7 protein-coding genes are annotated in these 13826 nt (G+C 41.4%); 6 read left to right on the top strand and 1 reads right to left on the bottom strand.

The window, feature by feature from the left end:
• Positions 1–204: 204 nt before the first annotated feature.
• Entirely contained in the window at positions 205–2088 is a 1884-nt protein-coding gene (locus EO115_RS08570; RefSeq protein ID WP_126938442.1) for an S-layer homology domain-containing protein, read from the top strand.
• Between the two features lie 165 nt (positions 2089–2253).
• Here EO115_RS08570 and bioB read toward each other — a convergent pair whose 3' ends face one another.
• Entirely contained in the window at positions 2254–3270 is a 1017-nt protein-coding gene (gene bioB / locus EO115_RS08095) for a biotin synthase BioB (protein WP_126938441.1), read from the bottom strand.
• 506 nt (positions 3271–3776) lie between these two features.
• Here bioB and EO115_RS08090 point away from each other — a divergent pair.
• The 5 genes from EO115_RS08090 to EO115_RS08070 all read left to right on the top strand — a co-directional run bounded on the left by EO115_RS08090 (position 3777) and on the right by EO115_RS08070 (position 12988).
• Positions 3777–5192 (top strand): helix-turn-helix domain-containing protein, encoded by a 1416-nt coding sequence (locus tag EO115_RS08090; RefSeq protein ID WP_126938440.1) that lies wholly within the window; start codon positions 3777–3779, stop codon positions 5190–5192.
• A gap of 302 nt (positions 5193–5494) precedes the next feature.
• A complete protein-coding gene (locus EO115_RS08085; RefSeq protein ID WP_126938439.1) occupies positions 5495–6946 on the top strand; it encodes a PLP-dependent aminotransferase family protein in 1452 nt (483 codons plus the stop codon).
• A 1-nt stretch (position 6947) separates the two neighbouring features.
• Positions 6948–8192, top strand: a complete 1245-nt coding sequence (locus EO115_RS08080; RefSeq protein WP_126938438.1) for a DNA repair exonuclease — start codon at positions 6948–6950, stop codon at positions 8190–8192.
• Positions 8182–11046, top strand: coding sequence for an AAA family ATPase (locus EO115_RS08075; RefSeq protein ID WP_164724092.1), 2865 nt, complete (start codon positions 8182–8184; stop codon positions 11044–11046). The genes EO115_RS08080 and EO115_RS08075 overlap by 11 nt, the downstream gene beginning before the upstream one ends.
• Positions 11047–11857: 811 nt before the next feature.
• Positions 11858–12988 (top strand): efflux RND transporter periplasmic adaptor subunit, encoded by a 1131-nt coding sequence (locus EO115_RS08070; RefSeq protein WP_126938436.1) that lies wholly within the window; start codon positions 11858–11860, stop codon positions 12986–12988.
• The last annotated feature ends 838 nt before the right edge of the window (positions 12989–13826 follow it).

Below are 13826 nucleotides of genomic sequence, written 5' to 3'. Positions count from 1 at the left end.
ATGGGTAATGCTATAAGGAGTTAAGAGTGACTAAAAGGCATTTGAAATAGTCTATCGTGTGTGATAGTATGAAAATAAGTATTATCGCTAACAGGTCCTATGGTATCGTCATGAACGTAATTTAAAAACTATGTATGAGCCATAGCAGAGAGAGTTAGATACTGTATATGTAAATAGTTGTGTATCTAGAAATGGGGTATGAGTATGAATAAGGTGATGACAGCATTAGCTGTAACAACTGCGTTGGGTGTGAGTACGGTATTAGGAGCTAATCCTTTCACGGATATAACGCCACAGGATTGGTCCTATCAAGCGGTGGCTCAATTGGCAAAACAAGGTGTGGTGAATGGATATCCTGATGGTACGTTCCAAGGGGGTCACAACATCACTCGCTTTGAGATGGCACAAATGGTGGCGAAAGCTTTGCAACAGCAAGAACGCATGAATGGGGAGCAACAAGAGGTATTGAATAAATTGCGGGATGAGTTCAGTAAAGAGTTGCAGAATCTAGGTGTTCGAGTAGAAAACTTAGAACATAAAGTGGGCAATGTGAGTTTTACTGGAGATATACGTTTACGATTTGATGGACAAAAGGAGCATGGGCTTTACGTTAATGTGCCAAAGGATAATACTATCCTTAAGGTGAATGGTAATAATGTGACGTTTAATAAAGGTATGCATGAAGTGCATTTCTCTGAGGAGGGCATCGATGCGGCTAGACGGTTGACAATGCAGACGGATCTTGATGCTCTGCGAAACAGCGTCGATAAGAGTGAAAGCGCTACTGCTCTCGCGGAAGGTATATACGTAGAAGAGGCAGATATAGGATCTGTTTATCATAACAACAGTATGGGACTTGTGGCCGGTTATGAAGATGATAAAAAATTGCTTTCAGATGATGAAAAACATTTCTATTCTGAAACGGAAAAGAGAAGAAAGATACTCACTAGAAAGTATACACACACACCAGAAGGGATGGGCTTTACCTTTGATTTACCAGATTCTATCACTACTCATGATGCGGTAAAGCTAGCCTATGATAAGTGGAAGAAAGCAAAAGCGGAATTTATAAAGCAATACCCTGATGCGAAAGATGACAGTTCTTTGGCCATAGATGATTTTAATATAATATTTACTTACTACTTTTATCACAAAGCTAGTATACTTCCAGAATACATTTACTATTTATCTCAACAATATGGTATCAATGGTAAAAAGAAATCGGCTACATCCTATCGTGTGCGTGTGAATGCAATGGCAGATGTAAACAAGAATACGAAGATTGGTATCCGCTTGGCTCAGGAAAGTGAGTTTGGAACAGGTGCGCAAAAGAAAACAGAGGTAGATCGGTTATGGATATCCCATCGCTTTGGTAAATCTCAAGTGGTGGCTGGCCGTGTAGGGGCTATGTTTGGTGATGGCTTAGTGTTTGAGGGGGACTTCGATGGTATCGTAGGAAACACTAAACTTGGTGCAACGAATCTTACGGTAGGGTATGGATACCCCACTGAATTGACAACAAATGCGAAAGATATGCGTCAAACTATGGTTTATGGTCAATTGCAAGCGCCAATTACGAAACATATTTCTGGTAAGGTCTACATGGCATCCTTGAATTCCCATACTACTGCAAAGGATGGGGTAGAGAATGTGTTAATGGGTAGTCACGTAGGGTTGTCGCATCGTGTGTATGGAGTGGCCTTGAGCGGTGACCACGGTCGTTTCGGTTGGAATGCAGAATATGCAAAACGTACTGTCGGGGAAGATAACCAAATGTTCTCGCCAGTGCTTCGGAGTGGCAAAGGTCGCAACGCATGGATGGCAGGTGCTAATTATACGTATGGCAAGGCTACTGTAGGATTGCAGTACTTCTATTTAGGACAAAATAGCCCAATTTTGGCATCCTCCGTATATGACACGCGGTACAGTAAAAACTGGAAAGGTTACGTAGCTACGTTGAACTATGCATTTAATCAACATGCGAGTGCTAAAGTGGGATACGCTTTTAAAGGTACCCCAGTAGAAATGTATCATGGTGCTGTAGCCCCAGCTTCAAAATACTTTGCTCAAGTGGAATACAAATTCTAGGAGTTCTAGATCGTTTCCATAGGCAGGATATACAAAGAAAATAAAACAGGGGACTCGATTCGATGGAATCGGGTCCCCTGTTCTCATTTGAAAGTTCTATATGGTTGCAGCTCTCTAGTTGAGACATATAGGTAATGAAAAAGTTTCGTTGTTACAGGTATATGATTATGCTTGTTGTACAGTGTTAAGGCTTAGTTCTAAGTCTTTGATCATTTGAAGATCATCCATCGGAGAGCGACCAGCCGTTGTTAGGTAACCACCTACCATGATACCGTTTAAGCCACCTTTTAATGCGTAAGCTTGTAAGTCACGAAGGTTGACTTCACGACCGCCAGCGGTACGGATCAATGCATTTGGTAAGACGAAGCGGAACACAGCAAAAGTTCGAAGAATTTCCAATGGAGGAATTGGTTCGTTGTTTTCGAATGGTGTGTTCTTGATTGGGTTAAGAATATTCAATGGAATAGAGTCTACCCCTAATCGTTTTAGCTCAAATGCCATTTCAACACGTTGCTCTTTTGTTTCGTTCAATCCTAAGATACCGCCGGAGCAAACACGAATGCCTGCTTTTTGGGCATTGGAAATAGTGGACATTTTATCTTCATAGGAGTGTGTTGTACAAATGTCAGGGAAATGGCTTGGTGCTGTTTCGATGTTGGAGTGATATCGGGTCACACCAATTTCTTTTAATTGCACTGCTTGCTCGTAGGTCAATAGACCAAGGGAGCAGCAAATTTCTAAGCCAGTTTCTTTACGGATGCGAGTGAGAGCGCTCAAGATTTGCTCAAACTCTTTTGGGTTGTTTGTGTTACGACCACTTGTTACGATGGAGAAGCGAATCGCACCAGCTTCTTTCGCTTTTTTAGCGGCGTTCACGATTTCATCCTCTTCCATGAAAGGATACACAGTAACACCAGTGTCATGATGGGCGGATTGAGCACAGAATTTACAGTTTTCTGGGCATTTACCGGAACGGGCGTTCACGATGGCACATAGGTCTACTGTATCGTCATTGAATTTTTGACGGATTTTGTCTGCCATAGCCAATAGTATCATAGTGTCTTCGTCAGATGTGTGAATCAGTTGCTCAGCTTCTTCACGAGTGATCTCGCCACCATCTAATACTTTTTGTGCGTATGCTATGATTGTTTCATAGGAAATAGATTTTGATACAGTTTCCATAATTACACCTCGTAATTTTCATTTGATTTTAATGACTACATCATAATGACTACATTATATATCCATTGTTAACTTGAGTCAATAGTGACGGTGTTAACATTTCGCGTCGTCACTTGTTCCGCTATGGAGCCTGTGGGTCGTCTCTTGTGACACTATGCAGCCTGTGGCATTTTTTACTGAATAAAGCAAAAAGGAAGAGCACGGCATACTCCTCTCAAACGGTATTTCATAATGTTTGTTCGGGGCACGCCGTGCTCTTCTTTGGGTTTGTGTAATTTAGGTAGAAAGGGGCGCCACAAAGGCTGCTACGTATAACTGCGTTCCTCAGGGGAGATGATATCGTTACTGAGGCTATTATAGGGATTAGTAGAAGTTAGTGTAAAATGTTTGTGGAAAAAATCTATAAAAAATGATATAACTTTTTATAAGAAATGCAGAGTATACGAATGTATAGAAAAGAAATTTTATTAAGAAAATTGTTAGAATATATAAGGTGGTGAAATAAAATGATGATAGATGAGATAAAAGAGTTAATTCAAAATGGAGAAAAGATAGATGTGGAGTTTAAAGAATCTAAACATGCTTTAACAAAAGATGTCTTTGATACAGTGTGTTCTTTTAATAATAGGAACGGTGGACATATTTTATTAGGGGTTAATGATCAAAGGGAGATTATCGGTGTTATTAAAAATAAGGTTGATAAAGTGATTAAAGACTTTACGACATCTATTAATAATCCGCAAAAGATGTATCCGCCACTCTATTTAACACCTGAAGTTTTTGATATAGATGGAAAGATAGTAATTTATATTAGGGTGCCGGAAGGGTATCAGGTGTGTAGACATAATGGGAGAATTTGGGATAGATCCTATGAGGGAGATGTAAATATTACAGACCGTGCTGAACTTGTATATAAGATGTATGGAAGAAAACAAGGAAGTTATTTTGTTAATAAGGTATACCCAAATCTCGATATGGATTTTCTTGATGTATCGATTATTGATAAAGCTAAGAAAATGGCTATGGCAAGAAATAAGAATCATGTATGGGAAAAAATGGACTATGAGGAGATTCTTAGGAGTGCAAATTTAATTTTGACAGATCCAGAAACTAAGCGCGAGGGAATTACATTAGCCGCTATATTGCTATTTGGAAAAGATAATTCTATTATGTCCGTGCTCCCACAGCATAAAACTGACGCTATATTTAGGGTTGAAAATAAGGATAGATATGATGATAGAGATGTTGTCATTACAAATTTGATCGATAGTTATGACCGGCTTATAAAATTTGGACAAAAACACTTAAATGATTTATTTGTTCTAGACGGTATGGTTAATGTTAATGCTAGGGATAGAATACTAAGAGAGATAGTGTCTAATACATTAGCTCATAGAGACTATTCAAGTGGGTATCCTGCCAAGATGATTATTGATGATGAGAAAATTACAGTTGAAAATAGTAACTTAGCTCATGGCATGGGAGCATTAGATTTACAGAAGTTTGAGCCGTTCCCTAAAAACCCTGCTATCTCTAAAGTGTTTAGAGAAATAGGTATTGCAGATGAACTTGGATCAGGGATGCGTAATACATACAAGTACACACAGCTGTATTCAGGGCAGAATCCACTGTTTGAGGAAGGAGATATATTCAGAACAATTGTTCCTTTGAAGAAGATAGCGACGAAAAAGGTGGGTGGAGATGATGAGTCTCGAAATATACCTCAAGATGCAACTCAGGCTAAAGAGAAAATTATTGAATTTATAAAAGCTGAAGTAAGATTAAACAATAAAATCACAAGACAAGCTATTGCGGAACATATTGGTATAAGTGTAAAAACGATACAAAGATTATTGAAAGAAATTGATAATTTGAAATACATAGGTAGGGGTAAAAATGGTCATTGGGAACTTGAGGAGTAGATACCATTGTAATTATAAATGATAGGTGATACAATACTTGTAGCTAAAGATTTAATAAACAAACACACAAAAACTCCCTAGGGTGCGACCTAGGGAGTTTTACTTTGTATTATTTATAGAGGCTCTCTCTCAATGTCGCTCGAAGTGTCCCTCGAAATGTCCCTCGAAGTGTCCCTCGAAGTGTCCCTCGAAAGAAATTCATACTTTTGGTGTAGTCATTTTTCGTGTTTACTTTTATAATAGAGAGTAAGAGTGTTTTATATAAGTTCGAGGTGTAAGGTTTGTTCTTTTGGAGGGCCTAGATGATTGTCCTAGATGCGAATGCAGGGGTTCCCATGTACGAGCAGGTATATGAGGCTGTAAAAGTGCATATTGAGCAGGGCTTGTTTCGTCCAGGGCAACGGCTTCCTTCTATACGGTCTATGGCGGCGCAGTTAGGGGTTAGCAAGATTACGGTGGAGCAAGCGTATTTGCAGTTGGCCACGGAAGGATATATTCAAGCTCATAAGAAGGCTCCGTATGAGGTATTAGAGATTTCTCAGCCTTTAGGGGCAGGTTGTGTGACTATGGGTCATGATACGATCAGCTTTGATCTGGCAAGTGAGGATACTGCCGAGAATGGAAACGCATCCTCTACCTTAAACAATGCATTACCTAAAGAGGCGCATACAGATAACTCTCCTATCCTCTACAACTTTGCTACTGGTGCCATGGATCCAGAGGGGTTTGATTTCAAACGATGGAAACGGTTTATTGGTTATGCGTTGCGAGATACGAATCGTCTCATGACCTACGGTCAGTTAGAAGGAGAACCTGAACTGCGAGAGGCTTTGAATCAATATTTACAGCAAGCTAGAGGTGTCAGGGCCACAGCGGAGAGGACACTTGTGACGAGTGGTACGCTTAACTCTTTGCATATCATAGCATCGTTGTTGCAACGTCAGGGAAAATGTAAGGTGGCTATGGAACGCCAAAGTCCTAGTTTTGCGAAAGCAATTTGGAAAGGCTATGGATGTTCTGTATTAGAAGTAGACATGCGAGGTCCTCAACTGATTGCAACATTACAGGAAGCGAATGTAGATGTAGTATACTGTATGCCTTCTCATGGAGACAGTATGGGACGCATTATGACGATACAAGAGCGAATGGAATTATTGCGGTGGGCGCAAGAGACAGGTGCCTATGTCATAGAAGACGATTATGACAGTGAACTTCGCTATTATGGAAAGCCAGTCGTATCTTTACAAGGGTTAGATCGACAAGGCTGTGTCATCTATATGGGGACACCATCCAAAGTACTACCCCCATCGATTCGTTTGAGCTATCTTGTATTGCCAACCCTATTGTATACAGACTTTCACAGACATCGGCATGCCTATGGTCAAAGTGCAGGGGTGTTGGAGCAACTGGCTTGGGCTATGTATATGGAGGCCGGTGAGTGGAATAAACAGATTCGTCGATTACGAAAACATTATTTAGAAAAAAGTAAGTATTTTACGCAGTTGTTGCGTCAATATTTGGGAACTTCTTATGAGGTGATAGAGCCAGAAGGTGGTGTCTATGCAGGGCTTCGCAAAGCGCATATAGATGGGGCGCAGTGCAAGCAGCTAGCGTTAGGCGCTGGCTGTGATGTGATTGTCGTCGATACAGATGATACAAATGCAGTAGAAATTTTGTTGTCTTTCAGTGGCATACCTACTCGTGAACTAGAACGGGCTGTACAGGTATTGGCTAAGGCATGGAAAGGGTTATAATATGGGCATACCATTTCGATTTATACAATGTGGGGATCTCCATTTAGGAGCGCCTTTTCGCTATTTAAAGTCCTTTGGCAGATCCTTGGATGAGGCCATGATGCGAGCTACCTATGGGTCCTTTCAAAATATTGTAAACTTGGCCATTCGTCAGCGTGTGGCGGCAGTGCTCATCACGGGAGATGTTTACGATGGGGCGGAGCATCCTTTAGAGGCGGAGATGCATTTTGTGCGAGGCTGTGAAAGTTTAGATAAGGAACATATTGCAGTGTATATAGTACAAGGAAATCATGATCCTGCTGAAAGCTGGAAACGACATATGCCGCTGCCAAAGAATGTGCATATCTTTTCGTCAGAACGGGTGGAACGAGTTCCATTGTTAGTGCGAGGTCAAGAAGTGGCAGCTATTTATGGTCGCAGTATCTCTAGTAGCATCCAATATGATGATCTAACATCGGATATTCATCCTCTGCAAAGTGATCCTTTTTCCATTGCCTTAGTGCATGGAACGGTAGGCAGTCATGAGGGGCATGACAGAACGGGACCTTGTTCTGTAGATGCGTTGCGTAGTATTCCGATTCAGTATTGGGCATTTGGTCATATTCACAAACGGCAGATACTCAGTGAAAATCCGCATATTGTCTATGCGGGTAATTCGCAGGGTTTGCATCGTGGTGAAAATGGACCGAAAGGATGTTATGTGGTCGATGTATCTAGCCGTGGCACGATAGAAGCACGCTTTCACGAGACGAATGTCATTCGATTTGCAGAAGAGACGATTGATTTAGGACAAGTGCAATCCGTATTAGACATGCAAGAAATGTTGCGCCATAAAAAAGAAATGCTGCGGAAGCCAGGTATATCGATGTTACTGTCTATTCGCTTAACTGGGCAGGGGCCCCTGTTAGATATCGTTCGAGATGCTAAGGTACGAGCTGCATGGATGGAAGAATCGCAAGCGGAAGAAAGTGGTAAACACGGTGTGTATATTATAGATATCAACTGTGAATCACTCGAGGCAAGTAGCCCAGGGATAGCACCAGGTATGGTGAGGGATTATGTACAAGCCTTAGATGCTATGCATACAGGAATAGAATCATTAGAGGCGATTGTAAAAGGTCGCCCAGAATGGAAACGGTTAGGTTCATATAGTCGGTTAGTGACAGATACTATGTTACAGTCTGCTTACGATAGAGCAAGAGGTGAAGGAATCCATTTATTACAGGGGAATGATCATGAAGATTAAAGAAATATATATAGAACAGTATGGCCCCTATGAGAAGTGGAGCTTTCAAGCTCATGAAGCAGGGTTGCATGTACTGTATGGACCGAATGGAAGCGGTAAAACAACGTTACTTCAAGCCTTTCGCGGTATTTTGTTGGGAACGAAACGTAAAGAAGAACCAGTGGAAGGTCATATTGTAGTAGAGCGTCAAGGAAAAACCTATCACATTGGACGGAAGGGAAAGCAATTAGACTTCTACGAAATAGGAGGCGAGCGCTTTACCATAGAACCTGCCGAATTATGGTGGCAGGGGTTAGATAAAAAGACCTATGACCGTATTTTTGCCATTACCCTAGATGATCTACAAGGGGTAGATATTATCCAAGAGGTGGACGTACGTACACGGTTCTTCGGTGCCGAAGGTGGGGAATCCTTGGGGACTCTCGTGAAAGACGTGGATGAATTAGCTAGTCAATTACTAGTGGCATCTCCTACAGGGAAACGGACCATCAATACATTGTTGGAACGGTTGCAAGAGATTGAGCAAGATATTTCGAGACTGCAACAGGGAGAGCGAGAGTATTATCGATGGCAAGAATCGCTAGCAGCCCTAGAGGAGCAAGAAGCTTCTTTGCAAGAACAACGGCAAGAACGAAAAGAGTACATCCAAGAAGTAGAGCGTGTACTTCGAGCTTGGGACACCTATAAACGAGGAGAAGAAGCAAAGCAGAATATGCATCGTTTCCACGTGGATCAGCCATTAGAGCGAGAAGCCTTTTTAGAATTAGATGAAGAGATTCGTCGATGCCAAGAATATATGCGCATTTGGCGAGGTAAAGAAGATGGCTTAGTGCCGGATAATTTTGATCCAGAAGATGCACTGGGAATGTACGAGAAGGAAATTGAAGCCTTATACCAAGAGGTATCGAAATGGACACAGTTAGAAAAAGAATGCCGTGAAGGAGATTTGTACTTGGAAAAAGTGCAAGCTCAATTGGCTTTCATCCGTAAATCTCATGTATATTGGCGAGATGTGGATACGTTTCCTCATGATGTCAATTGGTATGATGGAGAGCAGGCAGCCCGTCAGTTGCGCAGTGCTCGTGAGGCCTATGAAGCGTGGCAACGGAGAGAACCATTTCCTCAAGATGAGAGCGCTCGTGAGGTGACTAATGCGGTGAAAGCATTGGAAGAGAAGCAAGCTGCGTTGGAAGCGATGAAAGAAGCCTATCTATCTGAACAGAGTACGCCCGCTGCGGAGACTGTGACGTCGGGGCGTTCTTATTACATCGGTGCTGTGATACTAGTGGTACTAGGTGTCATCTTGTTGGCATGGCATATGACGTATGCAGAAACACTGGGTGTACCAGTTATGGCAGGTGTACTAGCTCTATTGATAGGTGCCGGATGTGCTTATAAGGGATATGCTCTTGGTAAAGCTAAGGTCGTAAAAGTATCTACTAAGGACTTTTCCAATTTGGAAACGCGAGCTGGGCGATTTATGCCAACGACGGAATCTGAGTATGAAACGTTACTTTCAGAGATAGAAAATATATCCGAACAGATTAAGGCCTATGGTGATGATATTAATCATTTTAAAGCTTATGAAGTGATGAAGGCCCAATGGATAGCAGAGGGCAAATCCTTAGAGTTAGCCGGTAGTGAAGCTATGGACGTATGGGAAGCGTGGCTTCCGAAAGAAGCAAAGCAGACGAATCGAGATGATGCTTTCTATGGTATGAAAGAAGAATATCAGGCGTATCATGAACGATTGCGCGAGTTTGAAGGATATCAAAAGCAAGTACGGCTACATCATGAACAATTGGAAGCGATTGTAAATCGATGCCGTACATTATGGGGCTCCTTACAGTTGACTACATTGCCATCGATTGTAGAATTGCGTGTGGTGTATAATCAATTACAGTTACATAAGCAGAATCGTGTACGGTGGGAGCAAAAGGAAAGCCAGCGCAAAAATTATCGCGAAGAATATGCTACATGGAGTAAAAAGGAAAAAGAACTGTTCTTGGCGCAAGAAGAATTAATTCAAAAGGCTGGAGCTAAGAGCGCGGTAGAATATCGTCAACGATTGTTGCAACAGGACCAGTATAAACAATGGGATACGATTTATCGACAAAGTCAGCGACAATTGGAGTTGTTGGCACCTAAAGAGTTGCATCGAGATGTGTGGTACCGTCGTCTGCAAGGTAATGATAAAGGAAAGTGGGAGTTAGAATATACTCGTAGTGAAAAAGAATTAGGAAAAATTGAAGCGTTCTTGCAAGCTTTGTACGAAGAACGAGGTACTTTGCAAGAATCGATGCGTCACTTGAGTACATCCCATGCGATATCGGAAGCGTTATTGCGAAAAGAACAGCTAGAAGCGGAATTACGAGAGGCCTTGGAAGAGTGGATGACCTATGTGTTCATCAACCATGGTATGGAACTGGCGCAACAAGAATACGAAACAGATCGACAACCGGCTATGCTGGCTAGGGCGTCTGCGTATGTGAAAGCCATGACAGGTGGTATTTATACATTGCATATGGATGATACCCATAAGGGGGCATATGTAAAAGATACGACGGGTAGAGAGATTCCATTAGGAAAATGGAGCAGTGGTCTTGGAGATCAAGTGTATTTGGCATTGCGACTAAGCCTAGCAGAGTCTTTTGCAGAAAAAGTAGAATCTATGCCGTTACTGTTGGACGATGTACTAGTGCGCTTTGACATGGAGCGACAAAAATTGACATTACAAGTGATAGAGCAGTTGAGCGAACGTACGCAAGTATTCTTGTTTACTTGCCATGAGACGACTAGTCAGTTAGCTAGTGAAAGAGTGCATCGATTTGATCTCACTTGTTCTGCTATATAGCCTGTGGCGGTTTTAACTGAATATGATAAAGGAAAGACCGCAACACACTCCTTCTCAAACTGATCCTTCGGTAGGTTTGTTCAGGAGTATGTTGCGGTCTTTTATGTTTCTATGATTTAGGTAGTTAGGGGACTGCCACAAGGCTACTACTCGTGACGGCGTTCCTCTGGTGGATAGTTTGTGGATTGCTTTTAAACATGATTTAGTGATATACACGAATGTGATATAATGAAGGCGTAGAAGTGTCACTAACGTGAGTTGGGCTCATCTCTTCCTATTATGGAAAGAGGTGGTACTATGAAAAAGTTTAGAAAAATTGATCTATTGATTTTAATTCTAAAGTTACTAGTACATCTCATTGATTGGTTTAAATAAACTAATTAATGAAAAAGCCTAACGTAAAAGATAAGTACTGCTAATACTTATACACGTTAGGCTATCCATTTTGAAGCTTTAGAGATGAGCCTAACGCCTTCACACGTTGGTGGCTCTTCTTTTATTGCTTTAAGTATAGCGCTAAACTCAGCAAAAGACAATGCACTTGTTTTGCTATGTAGGCTATTAACTGAATAGGGCAAAGGAAAGACCGCAACACACTCCTTCTCAAACTGATCCTTCGGTAGGTTTGTTCAGGAGTATGTTGCGGTCTTTTATGTTTCTATGATTTAGGTAGTTAAGGAACGTCACAAGGCTACTACGTGGAACTGCGTTTCTCTGTGTGGGAATGATGTGAGGGTGGCATATAACTGCGTTCGATTCTAGATATTACTTTTATATCGTAGTATAATACAACGTATACGAGAGGAGTTTTATGATGAAGTATGGTTGGATACGAACGTATTGGAAATATATAGCCATTGTATCTGTGGTTGTCATTGTAGGTGCTGTGTATATGATGATGCAACCTACAAGGGTACAAGTGGAGCAACCGGTGGAGCGACAAATGCCGGTGCGGATTAGTCATGAGGCCAATATTACTGCTTTACATAAGGCGAGTATTGAATCGCCTGTATCGGGCAGTGTGTCTGCTTTCACGGTGAAAGTAGGCGATACGGTGAAAGCGGGTCAAGTGCTGGCGTTGATTGATACGACGTCGTTACAACAGCAACTGCAAATGTTGTTAGGCCAACTGCAAGAGGCTCGAAGTCGAGCTGCACAACATAGTACGAGCACAACGGTAGTAGGCGGAAGTGTATCTTCTGGGGATGTGGAACGTGCACGTCATATGCGTGACGCGGGGATTATTACGAGTCGAGAATATGAAACGATTGCGGCCAGAGCACAATCTTCTGTTGTATCTGTACCATCCAATGCAGGTGGATCCGCAGTGGATACATCAGGGATAGAAGCGGCCATTGCTAAAGTACAGGCGCAAATGGCAGCTGCGCAAATTGTGTCGCCCATGGATGGAAAGGTAGCGGCAATTTATAATGAAGATAGAAAAATAGCCATCGAAGGAAAGCCACTTATCCTAGTGCAACAGGACTCGCCTGTGATTGCAACACTAAGTGTACCGCAAAGTTTTGGGGCTATACTGAATCAACCGAACCAAACAGGATCTATACAGGTATATCTAGAGGTTGATGGTAAGCAAATTCCTGGTCAAATTACGTATGTAGGAGTGGAGAATGGACCTAGTACGACGGTGAAAGCGACTTTCACGGTGGAATCTGGTGTCATTACGATTGGCGAGTTTTATACCTTGGTTATTGAAACAAATGCAGAAGCACCGGCACTTACATTACCGAAAGATGTCATTCGAAGTGGTGATGATGGAAGCTTTGTGTATGTATTAACGGATGATAACACGATTGATATACGCACCATCGAAGTCGGACTTGAAACTGACGGCTATGTGACGATATTAGATGGATTGCAGGCGACAGATAGAGTAGTTACAACAAAAGGAACCTTTGAATTGGGTGAAAGCGTTCGCTTGTGATGCTATTCTATATTGTGCCTATATATGGTAAAGGTCGACCGCAACATACTCCTTCTCAAACTGATGCCTTCGCTAGGTTTGTTCAGGAGCATGTTGCGGTCTTTTATATTTATATTATAGGTAACGAAATGGCATAAGAGAGTTTACGCATCGTTGCGCTCTCTTGTGAAGGGGTAAGGAAGTGTTGATATAAGGCAATTTACTTGGTTTGTTCAGGAGTATAATATATTTTTTGTATTTATATTGTGGATAGTAAAATCATATAAGACAATTTTATATCACTGCATTCTCTTGTATGAGGATGAGAAAATAATAATAATAGATTATATGAAGCGGTAGGTATATACAGGAGTATGGTGTTAACCTTTGTATTTGCAGTATAAATAGAAAAATTCCTAAGATAGTTTGGCGAAAATTGTGCACTCCAGTTAGGGTCTTACCAGATAGTGTTAAAGATATTACTATGTTGAAAATATATAGTTGGTTATACCGTGTAATGAGTCGCGAAGTGATATGGTATAGGTAAATACGTAATAGAAAAGATATGATGAGCGGAGAGGGAATGGTGGTGTCGAAAAAATTAAAATAGGGGTTGATTTTTGGGGAAAAATGGCATATACTATTAAAAGTGCTCGAGAGCACACGAAGATGGCTTGAAAGAGTTATCAGAAAAGATTAAAAATAACTGTTGACATAGAATTATGAATCTGTTATTATAATCTAGCCGCCACAACACAGGATTGTGAGAGGCGAAGTTGATCTTTGAAAACTGAACAATGTAAGGTAATTACTTCGAAAGAAGTAAACATAAGCCAGAGTGCGGGTTTCACATAGTTGA

The organism is Veillonella sp. CHU740 (assembly GCF_003992055.1).
In the GTDB taxonomy this organism is placed as follows: domain Bacteria; phylum Bacillota; class Negativicutes; order Veillonellales; family Veillonellaceae; genus F0422.
The sequence above is the reverse complement of the archived record's forward strand: the minus strand, read 5'-3'. Positions and strand labels throughout refer to the sequence as shown.

Excerpts from the sequence above, each read along its gene's own strand:
- EO115_RS08070 (WP_126938436.1), top strand. The coding sequence starts at position 11,858 with ATGATGAAGTATGGTTGGATACGAACGTATTGGAAATATATAGCCATT.
- EO115_RS08080 (WP_126938438.1), top strand. The coding sequence starts at position 6,948 with ATGGGCATACCATTTCGATTTATACAATGTGGGGATCTCCATTTAGGA.
- EO115_RS08075 (WP_164724092.1), top strand. The coding sequence starts at position 8,182 with ATGAAGATTAAAGAAATATATATAGAACAGTATGGCCCCTATGAGAAG.
- EO115_RS08570 (WP_126938442.1), top strand. The coding sequence starts at position 205 with ATGAATAAGGTGATGACAGCATTAGCTGTAACAACTGCGTTGGGTGTG.
- bioB (WP_126938441.1), bottom strand. The coding sequence starts at position 3,270 with ATGGAAACTGTATCAAAATCTATTTCCTATGAAACAATCATAGCATAC.
- EO115_RS08090 (WP_126938440.1), top strand. The coding sequence starts at position 3,777 with ATGATGATAGATGAGATAAAAGAGTTAATTCAAAATGGAGAAAAGATA.
- EO115_RS08085 (WP_126938439.1), top strand. The coding sequence starts at position 5,495 with ATGATTGTCCTAGATGCGAATGCAGGGGTTCCCATGTACGAGCAGGTA.